Genomic DNA, 18,622 nt, shown 5'->3' with positions numbered 1-18,622 from the left:
GCGCCGACCGGAAGAAAGGGAAAAAAGTGACTTCCCACCCGCCGCCGTCCGGCCCTCCGTCGGTCCCGCCTTCCGGCCCGCCCACGGGGCCGCCCTCGGGGCCGCTCTCCGGCGCGGCCACCCGTCCCGGCGTCGCCGGTCCCCCCACCCCGCCCGCGCCGCCGGACGACGGGTCCGGCGGAGGTGGCGGAGGTGGCGGGGACGCCGGTGGGGGTGCCGGTGGGGGTGCCGGTGGCGGGAAGGGCGGGGGCGAGACGCCGTGGTGGCGGTCCGTTCCCAAGGTCGCCTCGCTCACCGCGCTCGTCGTCGCCGCCGCCGCGCTCACCGTGCTGCTCGTCGGCCGGTCGGACGACAAGGGCGACACCGCCGGCTCCGGCGGCAGCGGGGAGGTCTTCCTCCAGAACACCTCCGCCACCGGCCCCGACCCCTTCACCGCCTCCACCGCCCGTACGGACAGCTCCTCCGGGGCGGCCTCGCTGGCCCCGCGTACCGGGACGGCGGAGAGCGCCACCCCGCGGGTCTCGGGCTCCACGCCCGGCCTGTACGGCGGTACGCAGGAGGTGGCGAGCTGCAACGTGGAGCAGCAGGTGCGCTACCTGACCGCCGAGCCCGACAAGAACGCCGCGTTCGCCTCGGTCCTCGGCCTCGAACCGAACCAGGTCCCGGGGTACCTGCGCTCCCTGACACCGCTCCAGCTCCGGGTGGACACCCGGGTGACCAACCACGGGTACAAGGACGGCGCCGCCACCACGTACCAGGCGGTCCTCCAGTCGGGGACCGCGGTCCTCGTCGACGGGCGGGGCGTGCCCCGGGTGCGCTGCGCCTGCGGCAATCCGCTGACCGAGCCGGTGGCCCAGCAGCAGCCGCGGACGACGGGCACCCCGTGGCAGGGCTACAGCGCGTCCCAGGTCGTGGTCGTGGCGCCGTCGGTGACGGTGGTGAACGTGTTCGTCGTGTACGACCCCGAGCAGGACTCCTGGTTCGCGCGGAAGCACGGCGACACCGGGCGGAACGACAAGCCGACCCCGCCGCCGCCCAGGCCGACGCCGACGACCACCTCCCCGTCTCCGTCGACGTCGCCCACGACGCCGTGCGTGACGGTGACCGGTGACGAGACGCCGACGCCGCAGGACGGCGTGACGCCGTCGCCGTGCCCGTCGACGCTCTCGCCGACGCAGACGACCCCCACGCCGTCCCCGTCGACGGACACCACGACGCCGTCGTCCGAGACGCCGTCGGACTCCCCCTCGGACTCGCCGCCGGACAGTCCCGACACGACGACCGACGGTGGCCCGACGGACGACACGGCCACCACGACCGGCGACACCACGACGGACGGCACGACGGGCGGCACGACGGACACGGGCACGGACACGACCACCGGCGCGAACGCGGACGGGGCCGACGGGCGTTCGGTCTCGGCCGGTTCCTCTTCCGGCCGGTCGCCGCTGAGCCCGTCCGGCTCCGGCACCTCCTCCCCGCCGGCTCCCGGCCCCGGCCCTCAGGCGGTGCTCTGAGGCCTGGGTGGGGCGGCGGGCCGTGGGGAGCGCGGTGTGGCGCGCGGCGCGGCCCGCAGCCTGGCGCGCACGGTGCGCAGCCAGGCGCCCACGGGCAGCGGGCGCGCGGGGCTCTCCTCGGCCCGCCGCTGCCACTGTCGCTCGTCGCGGTCGGTGAAGTGCGTGGTCATCGCCGGTTTCCTCTCGGTGCGGGGTACGGGGCCCAGGGCCTTCCAAGCCACTGACGGGAGTCTGTAGCCTTATTGGCCTGGACAGCAGAGCCAATGAGGAGTGATTGGCATGGCAGAGGGCCGTGTGGTCCACACCGCGGACCGGACCTTGTCGGGCCGCCAGCTGGCCTCCCTGCTCACCCCGCCGCCGGAGGGCCGGTTCGGCTACCGCGAGCTGGCGCGGGCGGTGCGGGAGGCGCTCCTCGACGGGCGGGTGGCGCTGCGGCTGCGGCTGCCCGCCGAGCGGGAGCTGGCGCAGGTCCTGGAGGTGAGCAGGACGACGGTGACGGGGGCGTACGACCTGCTGCGGGAGAGCGGGTACGCGCACAGCCGGCGGGGCTCGGGGACGTGGACGGCGCTGCCGGACGGGCAGACGCCGACCTCGCTGGGTTCCTTCCCCGACGGGGCCGGCGAGGTGATCGACCTGGCGCTGGCGTCGCCGCACGGGCCGCGGGCCGAGCTCGCGGAGGCGCTGGCGGAGGCCGCCGCGGAGCTGCCGCGGTACGCCGCCGCGCCCGGCTATCACCCGTACGGCCTGCCGGAGCTGCGGGCGGCGGTGGCGGAGCGGTACACCGCGCGGGGGCTGCCGACGCGGCCCGAGCAGATCCTGGTGACGACGGGGGCGCAGCAGGCGCTGTCGCTGGTGCTCGCGCAGTTCGGGCGGCCGGGCGACCGGGTCCTCGCGGAGAACCCCTCGTACACCAACGCCCTCGACGCGATGCGGGGCCGGGGGATGCGGGTGACGCCGGTGCCGGTGACGGACAACGGCTGGGACACCGGGCTCGTGGACGCGGCGCTGCGGCAGACGGCGCCGCGGCTGGCGTATCTGATCCCGGACTTCCACAACCCGACGGGGCGGCTGATGCCGCGCGAGCAGGGCCGGGAGCTGGCGCGGGCGGCGCGGGCCACGGGGACGTGGCTGGTGGTGGACGAGACGCTGACGGACATGGCGCTGGACGTGCCGGCACCGGCGCCGTTCGCGGCGGCGGCCGGGGCCGGCGGCGGGGAGCAGATCGTGTCGGTGGGCTCGCTGAGCAAGAGCTGCTGGGGCGGGATGCGGGTGGGCTGGGTGCGGGCGTCGGCGCGGGTGGTGACGGAGCTGACGCGGACGCGGGTGACGGCCGACCTGTCGGGTTCGGTGCTCGACCAGCTGGTGGCGGTGGCGCTGATGCGGAGACTGGATCCGATCGTGCACGCGCGGGTGGAGGAGCTGCGGGCGCGACGGGAGGCGCTCGGCGCGGCGCTGGCGCGGCATCTGCCGGAGTGGCGGTGGACGGTGCCGCCGGGCGGGATGTGCCTCTGGATCGACCTGGGCCGGCCGGTGGCGACCCAGCTGGCGGCGCGGGCGCTGCGGCACGGGGTGCGGGTCGAGGGCGGGGCCCGGTTCGGGGTGGATCCCGGGACGCACGAGCACCGGCTGCGGATCCCCTACACGCTGCCGGAGGACGTGTACGAGACGGCGGCGGAGCGGCTGGCGGCGGCCCTGGAGGGGGCGCCGGGGCGGTTCGTGGATCCGGCACTGCCGGAGTGGGTGGCCTGAGCGGCGGATCCAAGGTCTTGGATCCAACGTCTCGGATCCAAGGCTTCGGATCCAAGGTCTCGGATCCAAGGTCTCGGATCCAAGGTCTCGGACCCGATATCCGGATGCCGGGCCGACGGACATGCCTGTACGGTCCAACGAGTGGAACCGTTGACTGAGAAAGAGATCCGTTCGTCGTTCGTGAACGCGACGAAGGGCGACGCCACGCGGCTGAAGCTGCCGCTGGACTTCGCCGAGACGCCCTGGGACGACCTGGACTTCCTGGGCTGGGTGGACCCGGGGGCGCCGCTCCGGGCGCACCTGGTGGTACGCCGTGAGGACGGGCCGCTCGGGGTGTCCCTGCGGGTGCCGGCGACGGGCCGGACGAGCGCGGTGAAGACGAGCATGTGCCAGATCTGCATGACCGGGCACGCCTCGTCGGGTGTGACGCTGCTGGCCGCCCCGCTGGCGGGGACCCGGGGCCGGGAGGGGAACACGGTCGGCATCTACGTCTGCGCCGACCTGGCCTGCTCCCTCTACGTGCGCGGCAGGCGCGTGCCGAAGCTGCGGGGACTGCGGCAGGACGAGACCCTCTCCGTGGAGGAGCGGGTGGCGCGCGCCATGGCGAACCTGGACGCGTTCCTCGCGCGCGTGACGGCCGGTTAGGCGCGGGGGGGGCGGCCCCTTCGGGCCGCCCCTGCCGGACGCTCACACGGTTCAGCGGAAGGCCTGCTCGCCGGTGAGCGCCTTGCCGATGACGAGGGAGTGGACCTCGCTGGTGCCCTCGTAGGTGAGGACGGACTCCAGGTTGTTGGCGTGGCGCAGCACCGGGTATTCGAGGGTGATGCCGTTGGCGCCGAGGATGGTCCGGCACTCGCGGGCGATGGCGATGGCCTCGCGCACGTTGTTGAGCTTACCCACGCTGATCTGCTCGGGGGTCAGCTCTCCGGCGTCCTTGAGGCGGCCGAGGTGGAGCGCGAGCAGCATGCCCTTGCCGAGCTCGACGGACATGTCCGCGAGCTTCTGCTGGGTGAGCTGGTAGGAGGCGAGGGGGCGGGCGAAGACGGTCCGGTCCTTCGCGTAGGAGATCGCGGTCTCCAGGCAGTCGCGGGCGGCGCCGAGGGCACCGAAGACGATGCCGAAGCGGGCCTCGTTGAGACAGCCGAGCGGGCCGGAGAGGCCGCGGGCCTCGGGGAGCATCGCGTCGGCGGGGAGCCGGACGTCCTCCAGGACGAGTTCGGCGGTGACGCTGGCCCGCAGGGAGAGCTTCATCTTGATCTCGGGGGCGCTGAAGCCGGGAGTGCCGGCCGGGACGAGGAAGCCCCGGACGCCTTCCTCGGTGCGGGCCCAGACCACGGCGACGTCCGCGACGGAGCCGTTGGTGATCCACATCTTGGTGCCGTTGAGGATCCAGTCGGAACCGTCCCGCTTGGCGTTGGTCCGCATGGCCCCCGGGTCGGAACCGGCGTCGGGCTCGGTCAGACCGAAGCAGCCGATGTACTCGCCCGCCGCCATCTTCGGCAGCCACCGCTGCTTCTGCTCCTCGGAGCCGAACTTCCAGATCGCGTACATCGCGAGCGAGCCCTGTACGGAGACGAGCGAGCGCAGCCCGGAGTCGACCGCCTCCAGCTCCATACAGGCCAGGCCGTACGCGACGGAGTTGGTCCCGGCGCAGCCGTAACCGTCCAGGTGCATGCCCAGCACGCCCAACCCGCCGAGGGTGCGGGCCAGTTCACGCGCCGGGATCTCGCCCTTCTCGAACCAGCCGGCGATGTGCGGGCGCAGTTCGCGGTCGGCGGCGGCGCGGACGGTGGCGCGGATCTCGCGCTCCTCGTCGCTGAGCAGGCCGTCGACGGCGAGGAGGGCGAGGGGGTGGGTGGCGGTGGACGGCGAGGACTTCACTGGCGGCCTCCTGGCGGCTGTGACGAGGGTCGTGCTCGGCGTGGCGTGCCGAAGCGTAGCGGCAGATTGGATTTTGGATCCAGTATTGAAAATCCGATCTCCCACCCCTACGGTCCAGATTGGATCCAATCTCCAATGCGCTGAATCCGACAGTTGGATCCAGCACAGGGGATCCGATGTACGGGATCCGACGCAGGGGATCCGATGTACGGGATCCCATGTACGGGATCCCCTGTCGCCTTCGAGGGAGCGCGGAATGCACACGGACCGTCCCGCCGGAACCGAGCCCGCACGCGAACCCGGTCCCGGTCCCGAGCCCGGGTTCTCCCCCGGCGCCCTCTCCGGCATCGTCGTCGCCGACTTCGGGCGGGTGCTCGCGGGGCCGTACATGACGATGCTCCTGGCCGACCTCGGCGCCGACGTGATCAAGATCGAGCGGCCGGGGAGCGGGGACGACACCCGCGCCTGGGGGCCGCCGTTCGCGGACGGTCAGGCCACCTACTTCCTGGGGGTCAACCGGAACAAGCGGTCCGTCGCCCTCGACCTCGCCGACCCGGAGGACCGGGCGGCGGCGCGGGCGATCGTCGACCGGGCGGACGTGCTGGTGGAGAACTTCCGGCCGGGGACGATGGAGAAGCTGGGGCTCGGCTTCGACGAGGTGCGCCGGACCAACCCGGGTCTCATGTACTGCTCGGTGACCGGCTTCGGGACCGACGGGGGCGCCGCGCTTCCCGGTTACGACCTGCTGGTGCAGGCCATGGGCGGGCTGATGAGCGTCACCGGCGAGCCGGGCGGGCAGGGGACCAAGGCGGGGGTCGCGCTCGTCGACGTCATCACCGGACTGCACGCCGGCTTCGGGATCCTGGCGGCGCTGCGGCACCGGGAGCGGACCGGCGAGGGGCAGCGCGTGGAGGTGTCGCTGCTCGGTTCGCTGCTCTCCGCCCTCACCAACCAGGCCGCCGCGCACCTCGGCGCCGGTGTCGTGCCGCGCGCGATGGGCAACCGGCACCCGAGCATCACCCCGTACGAGGTGTTCGAGGCGCGGGACCGGCCGCTGGTCCTGGCGGTCGGCAACGACCGGCAGTTCCGGGCCCTGTGCGAGCGGATCGGCCGGCCGGAACTGGCCGCGGACGGACGGTTCGCCACCAACACCGCCCGCGTCGCGCACCGCGAGGAGCTGACGGCGCAGCTCGAAGGCGCCCTCGCCGCGCGCACGGCCGACGCCTGGTTCGAGGAGCTGACCGCCGCCGGCGTGCCGTGCGGCCCGATCAACGACCTCGCCGGTGCCTTCGCCCTCGCGGACCGGCTGGGGCTCGGCTCCCGCGTCCCCGGCGACGCCGCGGGTCCCGGGCAGGTCGCGCACCCGGTCCGGTTCGGCGCCACCCCGCCCTCGTACCGCTCCGCTCCCCCGCGGCTCGGCGAACACACCGACGAGATCCTGGCCGGAATCAGGCCTGTGGACAACTCGAACGCGGGTCTGTGATCCGTAGGAAGATGACGGTCACCGGCGGCGAGGAGAGCCGCCGGCGCACGAGCAACGGCAGCGGAAGGTCGGACCGATGAGCGGAGCGGTGGAGAGGCGACGGCCCCGGACGGCGCAGCAGTTCGTCCTGGAGGAGCTGCGGAGCGCCATCACCAGCGGTGAGCTCCGCCCGGGCGCGCCCATACGGCAGGACGCCCTGGCCGCCCGCCTGGAGGTCAGCCGCGTCCCGCTCCGGGAGGCGCTCAAGACGCTGGAGGCCGAGGGGCTGGTCGTCCACCACGTCCACCGCGGCTACTTCGTCGCCGAGCTGTCCCTCGGCGACCTGGAGGAGATCTACCGGATCCGCGCCCTCCTGGAGACGGAGGCGGTGAGCCGGACGGTGGCCCTCCGTCCGGACGGACTCGTCGAGTCCCTCGAAGCCGTCCAGTGCGAGGTCGAGCGCGCCGCGGGGGCCGGGGACGTGACGGCCATGGCCGAGGCCAACCGCCGCTTCCACTTCACCCTCATCGACGCCTGCGGCATGCCGCGCCTGGTCCGCATGATCACCACTCTCTGGGACTCCACGGACGCCTACCGTTCCCTCTACTACACCGACCCCGAGCACCGCGTCACGGCCGTCCGGGAACACCGCGGCGTCCTCACCTGCCTCCGCGAGCACGACGGGCAGCACGTCGTCGACTGGCTCGACGACCACCGCGCCCACGCGGTGGCGGCCCTCCGCACGGTGCTGGCCCCGGAAGAGGACTGAGGACCGTCCGCGGCGGGGCCGAAAATCCCGTGCCGCGGCCCGTACCGCCCCCTACTGTCGGGGCATGCGCTCCGTCTTCGCCTCTCCCGTCGCCGAGTCGGCCGCGGTCACCGCACGACTCGACGGGCCGGTGCCCGGCGAAGAGGGGTCCTGGACGGACGGGAAGCTCTCCGTCGACCTGGAGGACGAGCGGAACGGCCTCCTGCCGCAGGCCCTGGAGGCAGGCGGCGGCGTCGGGCCGGCGCATCGAGTGAGGGGACGGGGATGGGATCTCATCGGCTGGTGAACGTCGTCGACGTCGAGGCGACGTGCTGGGAGGGAGCGGTGCCGGTCGGCGCGGTGAGCGAGATCATCGAGATCGGGCTGACCGTGGTGGACCTGGCCGCCGGCGAGCGGGTCGGCCGCCACCGGATCCTGGTCCGCCCGGCCCGCTCCCGCGTGAGCGCCTTCTGCACCGAGCTGACCGGCCTCACCCAGGCGGAGGTGGACAGCGGCGTCGACTTCGCGACCGCCTGCCGCCTCCTCGGCAGGGACCACGCCGCCGGTACGCGCCCGTGGGCGAGCTGGGGCGACTACGACCGCAAGCAGTTCGTCCGCCAGTGCGAGACGACGCGGACCCCCTACCCCTTCGGCCGCCACCACACGAACGCGAAGGCCGTCTTCACCGAGGCCCACGCGCTGCGCCGCCGTCCCGGCATGGCCCAGGCCCTCGCCCACGCGGGCCTTCCCCTGGAGGGCCGCCACCACCGCGGCGAGGACGACGCCTGGAACATCGCCGCCCTGGTCCTGGACCTCGCGGGCCGGGACGCCTGGCCGCCCGTCGCCGACGGCCCGGAAAGCCCCTGACCCTCGCCGGAGAACGGAGCCGCATCGATGGCAGAACCCTCGGACGCGTTTCAGTCGATCACGTTCCCGGCCTGGCGTGACCGCCTTCCCGGGCAGGAGGGCCACTCCGGGCGGTACTACGTCACCCTGGCGGAACTCCTCGTGCGCCTCGGGAGCTTCGGGCTCGATCTCAGGTGGAAGGTGTGGATCGACGACGCTCGACAGGTCACCCGCTTCGCCGAGATCGAGAACGCCGCCTCCGGTGCCGGGATCGGCACCCTGGAGCTCCTGGCCATGGTCGCGCCGGGCTTCCAGTTCGTCGACGCGGACTTCGCGGGGTACGCGGGCGACGAGCTGAAGGTGGTGCTGCGGGAGTTCGACAGTACGAGTTGGGACCTCTGCACCGCGGACGCCTCGCTCCTCCGGGAGATGCGCCGGCTCTTCCCCGACTGGACGCCGACTCCCGAGGACGTCCTCCAGGAGATCTCCTGGCCGATCCTCCGGCGGGACGTCGTCCCGCCGGCGCCGGCCTCCGACGGCTGATGCTCGTCGAGGGGAACCCTCACGCGAGGCGGAGGCGGGCGTCGAACGCCTCCGGCCGCCGCAGGATGCGGCTGGTGGCCTCGAAGGTGGGGGAGGGCGGCTGGGCGTGGGAGTGAGGGCGGGTGGGACGGGCCCGCCGTTCTCGTCTTCGCCCTCCCCTCCCCACACGTCCACGGCGGAGACGATCTGCCGGGTCCCTCGTCACGGACGGTCCGGGCCACTCAGTAGCCGAGCGCGCGCAGCTCCGCGACGGCCTTCGCGACCGCGCCCCGGACGTTCGCGCGTCGCGGGGGTCTTCTCATGACCGGGCGAGGGCACCGGTGTTCGCGCACGGGTGGCCCTTCGCACGTCCCGTCCGACACGCGGTGACCGCCGGATCGGCCGAAACGACGTCACTCTTTCGGGTCGCCGGGCCGAGGACCGCCCAGACCGTCTTGCCGCCGGGCGGGTACGGAACCACCCCCCAGCGGTCGGTGAGCGCGGCGACCAGGGGCAAGCCCCTGCCCCCGTCGGCCTCGGCCGTCCGCGCCACGGCGGGCAGACGGTCGCCACGCGCGTCGGTGACCTCGACGCGGAGGGTGCCGGCCGCCGCGTCGAGCTCCAGCCCGAGCCGGAAGTCGCGGCCCGGGACGCCTCCGTGGAGCACCGCGTTCGCGGCGAGTTCGGCCACGACCTGTTCGGCACGCTCCGTGATTCCCGGCGGGGCTCCCCAGAAGTGCAGTTCCGTCAGCGTGAGCAGCCGGGCCAGGCGGGCGCCGCGCCGGGTCGACGAGATCAGTTGGCTGAACACACGTACGGAAGGCAGCAGTTGAGGTGTCGTCTGATCCATGGGGCCACAGTGGCGGTCGCGCGGCGCGCACCGCGAGAGCCGCGCCCCGTACGCGTCGTCAGCGTACGGGCACCCAGGGTGGACAGTACGAGCCCGGCGCCGTCACGCTGAGTAGGCCGACCGCGGGAGCTGCCGCGGGTGTACGTGGAGGTGGCGGCGTATGAGCATCGTCGAGGTCGAGGGCGACGACCCCGAGCGGAACGACGACGGGGAGCGGGAGCCCGACCCGTCGGACAGTCTGCGGACGTTCGGCGCCGTCGTCCAGGCCCTGCGCGAACACGCCGGGCTCAGCCGGGCCGAGTTCGCGCAGCTGGTCCAGTACTCCAAACACACCGTGGAGTCGGTGGAGTTGGGGCGTCGGATGCCTGACGAGGCGTTCGTCGACCGGGGCGACTCGGCCCTCGGGAACACGGGGGCGCTGCGGAGGTCCGCCCCCTTCCTGTCCCGGGCCGAGGCGGGCCTGGCGGTGTGGTTCCGGCGGTGGGCCCGCCTGGAGAAGGTCGCCGTCAATCTGTGCACGTACGAGTGCCGGCTGGTTCCGGGGTTGTTGCAGTCGGAGGCGTACGCGAGAGCCGTGTTCGAGGGCACGATCCCGCTGCTGACCGACCGGAAGCTGGAGACCCAGCTCATGGCCCGGCAGAAGCGCCAGAAGATGCTGACGGAGCGTCCGACGGTCCCGTTCGGCTTCATCGTGGAGGAGCACGTCTTCCGGCGGCGGTTCGGCAGCGCGGAGGAGATGCGGGAGCTCCTCGACCACGTCCTGGAGGCCAGTGCCCCCCGCAACGTAACCCTGCAAGTCGTACCACTGGAGGCGGGGTTGCACGCTTGCCTGGACGGGGCGGTGCAGCTCCTCGAAACCCCGGACGGACGGCGACTCGGCTACTCGGAAGGGCAGCAGAACGGACGGCTGATCAACGACCCCAAAGAGGTGAGACTCCTCCACCAGCGCTATGACACACTGCGCTCGCAGGCCCTCAACCCCAAGGAATCTCGGGGCCTGCTGGAGCGACTGCGAGGAGAGCTATGACCGCCACGAAGGAACTCGCCTGGTTCAAGTCCAGCTACAGCGGCAGCCAGGGCGACAGCTGCGTAGAGGTCGCCACGGACGGACAGGCCGTCCACGTCCGGGACTCGAAGGATCCGAGCCGCCCCGCCCTCGCCGTCGGCCGCGAGGGCTGGGGACTGTTCGTGTCCTTCGCCTCGGAGTAGGAGCGAGGGCCGTCCGAGGGGTCGGGGTGCTACTCCGTCCCCTCGGAACCGGTGCCGAGGTACGCCTCCCGTACCGCCGGGTCCGCGTGGACCTCGTCCGGCGTGCCCTCGGCGAGGACCCGGCCCAGGTCGAGCACGACGACGCGTGAGCACAGCTCCATCACGAAGGCCACGTTGTGCTCGACGAGCAGCACCGCGCAGTTCTCCTCCTCGGCCGCGTGGCGGATGACGTCGGCGAGCCGGTGGCGTTCCTCGGCGGTGGTCCCGGAGGCGGGCTCGTCCAGGAGCAGGACGCGGGGAGGGTCGGCCAGCGCGCGGGCCAGTTCGACCATGCGGGCCTGCCCGACCGGGAGGCCGCCGGCGTACGAGTCGGCGAGCCCGTCGAGTCCGCAGTCGTGGAGGACGGCGGCGGCCCGTGCCCGGTGGCGTGCGGTGGGGCGTACTCCGCCCCGCCAGTCCCGCGCGACGACGAGGTTGTCCGCGACGGTCAGCTGGCCGAAGAGCTGCTGGCGCTGGAAGGTGCGGCGGATGCCGTGCCGGGCGCGCCAGACCGGGGAGCGGCGGGTGATGTCCGTGCCGTCGTACGCGACCGTTCCCGCGTCCGGTCGCCGCATGCCCGAGAGCACGTCGAAGAGCGTCGTCTTGCCCGCGCCGTTCGGTCCGATGAGGCCGCAGATCTCGCCGGGGCGCACGGAGACGGTGACGTCGCGCAGGGCGTGGACGCCGCCGAAGCGGACGCCGACGCCGTCCGCGTGGAGCAGAGGGTGGGCCGGAGGGTGGTTCATCGGCGGGCTCCCGTCCCCAGGTAGGCCTCGGCCAGCCGGTCCCGGTCCACCTCGGACCTCGGTCCCTTCCAGGCGATCTCGCCCTGGGCGAGGTACGCGACGGTGTCGGCGATGCCGAGCGCCTCGGCGGCCTTCTCCTCGACGAGGAGCAGGGCCGTGCCGTGGTCCCGGAGTTCGGTCAGGAGACCGAAGACCTCGTCCACGACCCGGGGGGCCAGGCCGAGGGACGGTTCGTCGGCGACGAGGACGGCCGGCGGGCGCTGGAGGAGCGGGGCGAGGGCGAGGAGCTGTTGCTCGCCGCCCGAGAGGGAGCCGGCGAGGACGGTGCGGCGGGCGGCGAGCGCGGGAAAGCGGGCGTACACGGCGTCGCGGTCCTCGGCTTCCGTCAGGTGCAGGGCCAGGTTCTCCTCGATCGAGAGGCCCGCGAAGATCCCGCGTCCTTCGGGGGCCAGTCGCACCCCTCGGCGCGCCCGGGTGACCGGTGTGTCGCGGGTGGCGCCCTCGCCCCGTACCCGTACGAGTCCGTCGGCCGGGCGAAGCAGTCCCGCCGCGACCCGGCAGAGGGTGGACTTGCCGGCTCCGTTGGGTCCGAGCAGGACGACCGTCTCGCCGCCCCGGACGACGAGGTCCACGCCGTGGAGGACGGGTGCGCCGCCGTATCCGGCGCGTACGCCGGTGAGTTCGAGCGCGGCCGGGCCGCCGCCGTCCGGGGCGTGGTCCTCCCCCGGGGCCGTCGGGAGCGACGGGGCCGGATGGCGGGGTGGAGGTACGGCCTCCGGCACCGCCCCCGGCACTGGCTCCCCTGGCTTCCCCGGCCCCCTCAGCTCCCCCGGCTCCCCCGGGTCCGGCCGTGACGCCGCTCGTCGGGCCGCTCGCCTGGACGGCAGGGCGGCGCAGTAGCCGTCGGGGTCGTTGGCCAGTGCCAGGCCCGCCAGGCCGAAGAGGATCACCGGGAGGTGGGCGGACTCCGTGACGTACTCGGTCATCAGGTGCGGGACGACGGCGAAGACGAGCCCGGCGACCACCGCGAACTGCGGTCGGCGCACTCCCGCCGCGACCACGACGGCGAGCCAGACCAGGCCCGTCATCGCCGTGAAGTCCGTGGCCGTGATGCGGGTGTTGTACGAGGCGTAGAGCACGCCTCCGAAGCCGGCGAGGCCCGCCGACACGGTGAAGAGCAGGAGTTTCGTGCGGACGACCGAGACTCCCGAGGCCGCGGCGGCCTCGGGGGCCGAGCGGACGGCGAGCATGGCCCGGCCCCAGCGGGAGCCGCGCAGCCAGGTCAGCGCCGCGACGGCGACGGCGCTGAGCAGGACCAGCGCGAGGCCCAGTGCGCGGTCGTCGCCCAGGTCGACGGGGCCGACGACCGGGCGGGGTATCTCCCAGCCGGTGTCGCCGTTGCGCAGCCAGCCGAGCTGGAAGAGCACCTGGTCGGCGAGGAAGGCGAGGGCGAGGGTGGCCAGGGCGAGGGCTCGGCCGCCGAGGCGGAGGGCGGGGAGGGCGACGACCGCGCCGAGGAGGGCCGCGGCCGCCGTGCCGACGGCCGCGGCGGCGGCGAAGGGCCAGCCGTGGCTCATCAGGAGTCCCGCGACCAGGGCCGCGCCGGTCACGAAGGTGGCCTGGGCCAGGGACACCATCGCGCCGAGGCCGGTGACCACGGTGAACGACATGAACACGAGGCCGATGGCGAGCCCTTGGGCGAGGATGCCGCTCCAGAAGGGGGTGGTGACGGTGTAGAAGGCCGCGCCGAGCAGGGCGCCGGCCGTCAGCCAGGCGCCCCAGCGGCGGCCCCGGCCCTTTCCCGCGAGGTAGTCGACGGGGGGCGGGTCCGCGGCGGCCGTGCCCGCCGCGCGCCGCCGCCTGGTCAGGACGACGAGGCCGGCGAAGAGGATGAGGAAGGGCACGGCGGTGCGGAAGCCGGTGATGTCGTCGGTGAAGGAGGCGTATCCGGCGACGAGGTTCTGGAGTACGCCGAGGCCGAGGCCGCCCGCGAAGGCGAGGGGGACGGAGACGAAGCGGCCGAGGACGGCGGCGGTGGCGGAGACGAAGAGGAACAGGGTGTAGTCGTGCGCGGAGAGGCCGAGGAGGGGGGTGGCGAGGACTCCGGCGAGGCCCGCGAGGGCGGACGACAGCATCCACGCGATCGAGGAGAGCCGGTCGGCGTCGATGCCCCGGAGTTCGGTCAGCGTGCGGTCGTCGACGGCCGCGCGCAGCCGCAGGCCGAGCCGGGTGTGCCGCATCAGGGTCCACAGGGCGACGGCCGCGAGGGCCGTGGCGAGCCAGGTGATCAGCTGGTCGGAGTCGATGCCCACGCCGTCGAGCGGTTGCCAGGACACGGCGGGGCTCGGCCCGACTCCCGGCAGCCCGAACTGGTTCTCGGCGGGGAGGACGGGGGCGCCCGCCCGCTCCAGGAGTTCGACCGCCCACCGTCCGGCGGCGGGCAGCGCGACCAGCAGGCCGATCGTGGCGACGATCTGCGCCGTCTCGCCGACCTTGGCGAGCTTGCGGAACATCAGCCGGTCGAGGGCCCGGCCGAGGCCGGGCGCCACCACGAACACGAGGAGGAGCGCGGTGGGGACGGCCGGCCAGCCGAAGCCGGAGTGGAGCTCGTAGAAGGCGAGGGCGGAGAGGTAGGCGGTGGCGCCGTGTGCGAAGTTGAAGAGCCCGGAGGCGGAGGAGGAGAGGACGAGACCGGTCGCGAGGAGCGCGTAGAGCGCGCCCGAGACGAGTCCGCTCAGGACGAAGCCCAGCAGGTCACCCACGTGCCGGTCCCCCTCAGCCGAAGGGGATGGGCGGGTAGCACTTGAAGGGGACCGCGACCTCGTACCGTCCGTCCTTCAGCCGGACGAGGGCCCCGCAGCCGAAGCTCTCCTTCTTGCCCTTGGGTTCGGCGCGGTCCCCGACGAGGGTGCCGGTGTCGGAGAAGCCGTCGGCGGCCTTCTGGAAGGAGTCGACGGTGAGGTCCTTGCCTGCCTTGGCGGCGACGGCGAGGAAGAGGTCGGCGCTCATGTACCCGGTCATCATGTGCATGTTCAGCGGAACCTCCTTGCCTCCGGAGGCCTTCCTGATGTCGTCCTTGAACTGCCGCATCGCGGGGCTGTCCGACTCGAAGGGCTGGAACTGGAGGAGGACGTGGACCCCGTCGAGGGCCTGCTTCGTCGCGTCCTTGGCGAGCAGTCCGGGGTCGTAGTCGGTCGGGTCGGAGAGGATCCCCTTGTAGCCGGACCGCTTGAGCGCGGTGAAGAGGCCGATGTTGTACGGCGTCTGCATCACGGAGATCACGGCGTCGGGCGCGCCGCCGCCGGGGCCCGAGCGGAGGATCTCCTTGGTGTACGCCGACCAGTCGCTGGGCATGGAGGTGGCCGGTACCACGGCCTTGGCGTACGGGACCTGGAAGCCCGCCGCCTTGAAGCCCTGGGTGAAGGTGCGGATGCCGAACTTGCCGGCGTCGTTGTCGCCCGCGATGAGCGCGACCGACCTGCCGCGGGCGCCGCCGAGGACGGCCGCGAGGCTCTCGGGCCAGGTCTGGTTGAGCGTGCCGCCGGGTGTCGGGACGAGGCAGCCGTTGAAGCCGTAGATGTGCGCGGGGCCGCAGAAGGAGGGGAGGGTGCCCCAGCCCACCGTCGGGACCTTCTGGGCGTCGAGGAAGTCGGCGCCGGCGAAGGTGACGGAGCTCATGGGGGAGACGGCGAAGACCTTGTCCCGCTGGACGAGTTTCCGGGCCGCGGCCAGGTTCCTGGCGGGGTCCTGGCCGTCGTCCTCCGCTCCGAGGTACTCGATCTTCCGGCCGTTGACGCCGCCTTCGGCGTTGGCGCGGTCGTAGCGGGCGCGGGCGCCGAGGTCGGTGTCCTTCTTCGAGTAGCCGCTGGCGGTCGTCATGGAGACGATGCCGCCGACCCTGATCGTGTCGGCGGTCACTCCGCGTACGGAGGAGGGGGTGCTTCCGCCGCTGGAGGCGGAGTTGCAGGCGGTGGCGAGGAGCAGGGCCGACGCGGCGGCGACGACGACGCGCAACGGTCGAAACACGGGCGATCCCTCCGTCGGGTGACCCGCATTCTGGGTTCGATCTGACGAACCGTCAATAACTGACGTCTCGTCATTTCACGAAGGGCGAGGTCAGGACCGGACCGGCCGGCGGGCGGGGCACGGAGGGGGCGGTTACCCTGACGCCCGGACCCGAGGAGGAAGCATGGGGCGGATGCCGTCGGCGGAACGACGCCGGCAGCTGGTCGAGGCGGCGATCAGGGCGATGAGCAGGGACGGGGTGGCCAGGACCACCACGCGGTCCATCTCCGCCGAGGCCGGGGTCTCGCTGAGCGTCTTCCACTACTGCTTCGACTCCAAGCAGGCGCTGCTGGAGGCGGCCATCGAGACGATCATCGGCGACTACGTGGCGCGGGTGATGAAGGCGGTCGAACCCCGGGCGACGCTGCGCGAGACGGTACGGGCGGCGCTGGGGACGTACTGGGAGGACGTGACCGCCCATCCGGAACACCACATGCTGACGTACGACCTCACCCAGTACGCGCTGCGCGAGCCGGGGTTCGAGCACCTGGCGCGGGCCCAGTACGAGCAGTACGTGCGGTCGGCGACGGCCCTGGTGGAGCAGGTGGGGGCCGTACGCGGGGCGGAGCCGAAGGTCCCGGTGCCGACGCTGGCCCGCCATCTGGCGGCGGCCGTGGACGGGATGACGCTCCAGTACCTGGTACTCCGTGACGAGGAAGCCGCCGCGGAGCAACTGGAGTTGACGACTGATCAGCTGGTTCGGCTGATCGGAGGCTGACGTTCCCGACTCGCCGGCGGGCGATCCGCGACTCGTCGGCGGGCGATATCCAACTCACCAGTAGGTCATTTGACCCGGACTCTTGACTCAGTCCTTCTCGACCGCGATCCTCGGGGCGCCCGGTACACCCTCATCGACCGGAGGCTTCGCGACCATGCCCCCACGCACCACCCGAAGCACTTCCCCCTTCCACGGGACACGCCGCCTCGGCCTCGTGTCCCTCCTCCTCGCGCTCGCGGCCGTGCTGTTCGGCGCCGCGCCGGTCCCCGCCGCCGGCCCCTCGTGGTGGGAGCCGGCCTCGCGGCCGGCGACCGACTCGCAGGTCAACGCCACGGGCGCGCCGTTCACCGGCACCGACGCCCAGGGGCGGGTGCGCGGCTTCGTCGACGCGCACAACCACGTGATGTCCAACGAGGGCTTCGGCGGCCGGCTGATCTGCGGCAAGCCCTTCTCCACCGCCGGGGCGGCCGACGCCCTGAAGGACTGTCCCGAGCACTACCCGGACGGTTCGGGCGCCCTCTTCGAGAACCTGACGGGCGGGGCGAACGGCAAGCACGACCCGGACGGGTGGCCGACCTTCGCCGACTGGCCGGCCCACAACTCGCTGACGCACCAGCAGAACTACTACGCCTGGCTGGAGCGTGCCTGGCGCGGCGGGCAGCGGGTCCTCGTCAACGACCTGGTCTCCAACGGGCTGCTGTGCTCGATCATGCCCCGGGACCGCGGGTGCGACGAGATGGAGGCCATCCGCCTGGAGGCCCGCAAGACCTACGAGATGCAGGACTACGTCGACTCGATGTTCGGCGGCCCGGGCAAGGGCTGGTTCCGCATCGTCACCAGCGCCGACCAGGCCCGCTCGGTGGTCCAGGAGGGCAAGCTCGCCGTCGTCCTCGGCGTGGAGACCTCGGAGCCGTTCGGCTGCAAGCAGATCCTCGACGTCGCCCAGTGCGACAAGGCGGACATCGACCGCGGCCTGGACGAGCTGTACCAGATCGGCGTGCGCAGCATGTTCCTCTGCCACAAGTTCGACAACGCGCTGTGCGGCGTCCGCTTCGACAGCGGGACGACGGGTGTGGCGGTCAACATCGGCCAGTTCCTCTCCACCGGCACCTTCTGGTCGACCGAGCAGTGCGCGGGCCCGCAGAAGGACAACCCGATCGGGCTCGTCGCGCCCGCCGCCATGGCGGAGAAGCTGCCGGCCGGGGTGAGCGTGCCCAGTTACGCCTCCGACGCCCGCTGCAACACCCGCGGGCTGACCCGGCTCGGCGAGCACGCTCTCCGGGGCATGATCGACCGGGGCATGATGCTGGAACTCGACCACATGAGCGTCAAGGCGGCCGGCAGGGCACTGGACATGCTGGAGGCCGAGGAGTACCCGGGCGTGCTGTCCACCCACAGCTGGATGGACCTCGACTGGACCGAGCGGCTCTACAAGCTGGGCGGGTTCACGGCCCCGTACATGCACAACGCCGGCGGCTTCATCGGCGAGGCGAACGGCAAGGCCGCGCTGCGCGACAAGTACGGCGTCGGCCTCGGCTACGGCACCGACATGAACGGCGTCGGCGGCTGGCCCGGTCCGGTCGGCGCGGACGCGCCGAACGCGGTGAAGTACCCGTACCGCAGCTTCGACGGCGGCACCGTCCTCGACCGGCAGGTGACCGGCGAGCGGACCTGGGACCTCAACACGGACGGCGCCGCGCACGCCGGTCTCGTGCCGGACTGGATCGAGCAGATCCGGCTCACCCCGGGCGGCCCGGACGTCATCGGCGACCTGGCACTGGGCGCCGAGTCCTACCTGCGGACCTGGCGGGCGACCGAGCGGCACGAGCCGGGCGTGAACCTCGCGGCGGGCGTGCCCACCTCGGCGAGCACCACCGAGTGGAACCCCTTCACCAGCTACGCCTCCGGGCGTGCCTTCGACGGCGACACCGGCACCCGCTGGGCCAGCGACTGGTCGGACGACCAGTGGCTCCAGGTGGACCTGGGCGAGGTCCGGCGGGTGGGCAGGGTGACCCTCGACTGGGAGCGGGCCTACGCCCGCCAGTACCGGATCGAGGTCTCCGAGGACGGCTCGGCGTGGCGGACGGTCTGGTCGACGCAGGCCGGGGACGGCGGTTTCGACACGGCCGAGTTCGCCTCCACGCCGGCCCGGTACGTACGGGTGCACGGGGAGCGGCGGGCCACGCAGTGGGGCTACTCGCTCTACGAGGTGACGGTCACCCGCTCCTGAGCGGGCCCGGCCGACGAGGAGGGGCCGGCCGGATCGACGA

At 73.1% G+C, this 18,622-nt stretch carries 18 protein-coding genes; 12 read left to right on the top strand and 6 right to left on the bottom strand.

Features of this window, described 5'->3' with window-relative positions; genetic code table 11:
• Positions 1-26: 26 nt before the first annotated feature.
• Positions 27-1,517 carry a DUF6777 domain-containing protein gene (locus ACFQ8C_RS32405; protein WP_383464643.1) on the top strand — a complete coding sequence of 497 codons (1,491 nt, stop codon included), beginning with the start codon at positions 27-29 and terminating at the stop codon, positions 1,515-1,517.
• Here ACFQ8C_RS32405 and ACFQ8C_RS32400 read toward each other — a convergent pair.
• Positions 1,502-1,687 carry a hypothetical protein gene (locus ACFQ8C_RS32400; RefSeq protein ID WP_383464641.1) on the bottom strand — a complete coding sequence of 62 codons (186 nt, stop codon included), beginning with the start codon at positions 1,685-1,687 and terminating at the stop codon, positions 1,502-1,504. The two genes, ACFQ8C_RS32405 and ACFQ8C_RS32400, sit on opposite strands and share 16 nt — an antisense overlap.
• Before the next feature lie 109 nt (positions 1,688-1,796).
• On the opposite strand from ACFQ8C_RS32400, the gene ACFQ8C_RS32395 reads away from it, so the two are divergent.
• The gene (locus ACFQ8C_RS32395; RefSeq protein WP_383464638.1) at positions 1,797-3,266 is read left to right on the top strand and encodes a PLP-dependent aminotransferase family protein; all 1,470 of its coding nucleotides are present in this window, start codon (positions 1,797-1,799) and stop codon (positions 3,264-3,266) included.
• 141 nt (positions 3,267-3,407) lie between these two features.
• Positions 3,408-3,911, top strand: coding sequence for an FBP domain-containing protein (locus ACFQ8C_RS32390; RefSeq protein WP_383464636.1), 504 nt, complete (start codon positions 3,408-3,410; stop codon positions 3,909-3,911).
• A gap of 51 nt (positions 3,912-3,962) precedes the next feature.
• On the opposite strand, the gene ACFQ8C_RS32385 is transcribed toward ACFQ8C_RS32390, so the two are convergent.
• Entirely contained in the window at positions 3,963-5,147 is a 1,185-nt protein-coding gene (locus tag ACFQ8C_RS32385) for an acyl-CoA dehydrogenase family protein (RefSeq protein WP_383464633.1), read from the bottom strand.
• Positions 5,148-5,403: 256 nt separating this feature from the next.
• Here ACFQ8C_RS32385 and ACFQ8C_RS32380 point away from each other — a divergent pair, with 256 nt between their 5' ends.
• The 5 genes from ACFQ8C_RS32380 (at position 5,404) to ACFQ8C_RS32360 (ending at position 8,746) form a co-directional block, all read left to right on the top strand.
• The gene (locus tag ACFQ8C_RS32380) at positions 5,404-6,630 is read left to right on the top strand and encodes a CaiB/BaiF CoA transferase family protein (protein ID WP_383464631.1); all 1,227 of its coding nucleotides are present in this window, start codon (positions 5,404-5,406) and stop codon (positions 6,628-6,630) included.
• A gap of 76 nt (positions 6,631-6,706) precedes the next feature.
• A complete protein-coding gene (locus ACFQ8C_RS32375) occupies positions 6,707-7,378 on the top strand; it encodes a GntR family transcriptional regulator (protein WP_383464628.1) in 672 nt (223 codons plus the stop codon).
• Between the two features lie 64 nt (positions 7,379-7,442).
• Positions 7,443-7,664, top strand: coding sequence for a hypothetical protein (locus tag ACFQ8C_RS32370; RefSeq protein ID WP_383464626.1), 222 nt, complete (start codon positions 7,443-7,445; stop codon positions 7,662-7,664).
• Positions 7,643-8,224, top strand: coding sequence for an exonuclease domain-containing protein (locus ACFQ8C_RS32365; RefSeq protein WP_383464623.1), 582 nt, complete (start codon positions 7,643-7,645; stop codon positions 8,222-8,224). The genes ACFQ8C_RS32370 and ACFQ8C_RS32365 overlap by 22 nt, the downstream gene beginning before the upstream one ends.
• A gap of 27 nt (positions 8,225-8,251) precedes the next feature.
• Positions 8,252-8,746 (top strand): hypothetical protein, encoded by a 495-nt coding sequence (locus ACFQ8C_RS32360; protein ID WP_383464620.1) that lies wholly within the window; start codon positions 8,252-8,254, stop codon positions 8,744-8,746.
• A 298-nt stretch (positions 8,747-9,044) separates the two neighbouring features.
• Here ACFQ8C_RS32360 and ACFQ8C_RS32355 read toward each other — a convergent pair whose 3' ends face one another.
• A complete protein-coding gene (locus ACFQ8C_RS32355) occupies positions 9,045-9,575 on the bottom strand; it encodes an ATP-binding protein (RefSeq protein ID WP_383464617.1) in 531 nt (176 codons plus the stop codon).
• A 160-nt stretch (positions 9,576-9,735) separates the two neighbouring features.
• Here ACFQ8C_RS32355 and ACFQ8C_RS32350 point away from each other — a divergent pair, with 160 nt between their 5' ends.
• Both ACFQ8C_RS32350 and ACFQ8C_RS32345 read left to right on the top strand, forming a co-directional pair.
• The gene (locus tag ACFQ8C_RS32350) at positions 9,736-10,602 is read left to right on the top strand and encodes a helix-turn-helix domain-containing protein (RefSeq protein WP_383464615.1); all 867 of its coding nucleotides are present in this window, start codon (positions 9,736-9,738) and stop codon (positions 10,600-10,602) included.
• Positions 10,599-10,784: a DUF397 domain-containing protein gene (locus tag ACFQ8C_RS32345; RefSeq protein ID WP_383464613.1), complete on the top strand. Its 186-nt coding sequence runs from the start codon at positions 10,599-10,601 to the stop codon at positions 10,782-10,784. Before ACFQ8C_RS32350 ends, ACFQ8C_RS32345 begins: the two co-directional genes overlap by 4 nt.
• 29 nt (positions 10,785-10,813) lie before the next feature.
• Here ACFQ8C_RS32345 and ACFQ8C_RS32340 read toward each other — a convergent pair whose 3' ends face one another.
• Genes ACFQ8C_RS32340 through ACFQ8C_RS32330 form a run of 3 tightly spaced genes read right to left on the bottom strand, consistent with a single transcriptional unit; the run spans position 10,814 to position 15,595 of the window.
• Entirely contained in the window at positions 10,814-11,569 is a 756-nt protein-coding gene (locus ACFQ8C_RS32340) for an ABC transporter ATP-binding protein (RefSeq protein WP_383464610.1), read from the bottom strand.
• Positions 11,566-14,331, bottom strand: coding sequence for an ATP-binding cassette domain-containing protein (locus tag ACFQ8C_RS32335; protein WP_383464607.1), 2,766 nt, complete (start codon positions 14,329-14,331; stop codon positions 11,566-11,568). The genes ACFQ8C_RS32340 and ACFQ8C_RS32335 overlap by 4 nt, the downstream gene beginning before the upstream one ends.
• A gap of 13 nt (positions 14,332-14,344) precedes the next feature.
• Positions 14,345-15,595 (bottom strand): ABC transporter substrate-binding protein, encoded by a 1,251-nt coding sequence (locus ACFQ8C_RS32330; protein WP_383464604.1) that lies wholly within the window; start codon positions 15,593-15,595, stop codon positions 14,345-14,347.
• A gap of 163 nt (positions 15,596-15,758) precedes the next feature.
• On the opposite strand from ACFQ8C_RS32330, the gene ACFQ8C_RS32325 reads away from it, so the two are divergent.
• Complete coding sequence (locus ACFQ8C_RS32325) at positions 15,759-16,352, top strand: TetR/AcrR family transcriptional regulator (RefSeq protein WP_383464601.1); 594 nt, start codon at positions 15,759-15,761, stop codon at positions 16,350-16,352.
• A 154-nt stretch (positions 16,353-16,506) separates the two neighbouring features.
• Complete coding sequence (locus tag ACFQ8C_RS32320) at positions 16,507-18,582, top strand: discoidin domain-containing protein (protein WP_383464598.1); 2,076 nt, start codon at positions 16,507-16,509, stop codon at positions 18,580-18,582.
• Positions 18,583-18,622 lie beyond the last annotated feature (40 nt).

Source organism: Streptomyces sp. NPDC056503, from assembly GCF_042794995.1.
Taxonomy (GTDB): Bacteria; Actinomycetota; Actinomycetes; order Streptomycetales; family Streptomycetaceae; genus Streptomyces.
Note: the sequence above shows the minus strand (reverse complement) of the source record. Positions and strands in the feature narration are given on the sequence as shown.

Excerpts from the sequence above, each read along its gene's own strand:
- ACFQ8C_RS32400 (WP_383464641.1), bottom strand. The coding sequence starts at position 1,687 with ATGACCACGCACTTCACCGACCGCGACGAGCGACAGTGGCAGCGGCGG.
- ACFQ8C_RS32395 (WP_383464638.1), top strand. The coding sequence starts at position 1,797 with ATGGCAGAGGGCCGTGTGGTCCACACCGCGGACCGGACCTTGTCGGGC.
- ACFQ8C_RS32380 (WP_383464631.1), top strand. The coding sequence starts at position 5,404 with ATGCACACGGACCGTCCCGCCGGAACCGAGCCCGCACGCGAACCCGGT.
- ACFQ8C_RS32375 (WP_383464628.1), top strand. The coding sequence starts at position 6,707 with ATGAGCGGAGCGGTGGAGAGGCGACGGCCCCGGACGGCGCAGCAGTTC.
- ACFQ8C_RS32370 (WP_383464626.1), top strand. The coding sequence starts at position 7,443 with ATGCGCTCCGTCTTCGCCTCTCCCGTCGCCGAGTCGGCCGCGGTCACC.
- ACFQ8C_RS32365 (WP_383464623.1), top strand. The coding sequence starts at position 7,643 with ATGGGATCTCATCGGCTGGTGAACGTCGTCGACGTCGAGGCGACGTGC.
- ACFQ8C_RS32360 (WP_383464620.1), top strand. The coding sequence starts at position 8,252 with ATGGCAGAACCCTCGGACGCGTTTCAGTCGATCACGTTCCCGGCCTGG.
- ACFQ8C_RS32355 (WP_383464617.1), bottom strand. The coding sequence starts at position 9,575 with ATGGATCAGACGACACCTCAACTGCTGCCTTCCGTACGTGTGTTCAGC.
- ACFQ8C_RS32350 (WP_383464615.1), top strand. The coding sequence starts at position 9,736 with ATGAGCATCGTCGAGGTCGAGGGCGACGACCCCGAGCGGAACGACGAC.
- ACFQ8C_RS32345 (WP_383464613.1), top strand. The coding sequence starts at position 10,599 with ATGACCGCCACGAAGGAACTCGCCTGGTTCAAGTCCAGCTACAGCGGC.
- ACFQ8C_RS32340 (WP_383464610.1), bottom strand. The coding sequence starts at position 11,569 with ATGAACCACCCTCCGGCCCACCCTCTGCTCCACGCGGACGGCGTCGGC.
- ACFQ8C_RS32325 (WP_383464601.1), top strand. The coding sequence starts at position 15,759 with ATGGGGCGGATGCCGTCGGCGGAACGACGCCGGCAGCTGGTCGAGGCG.
- ACFQ8C_RS32320 (WP_383464598.1), top strand. The coding sequence starts at position 16,507 with ATGCCCCCACGCACCACCCGAAGCACTTCCCCCTTCCACGGGACACGC.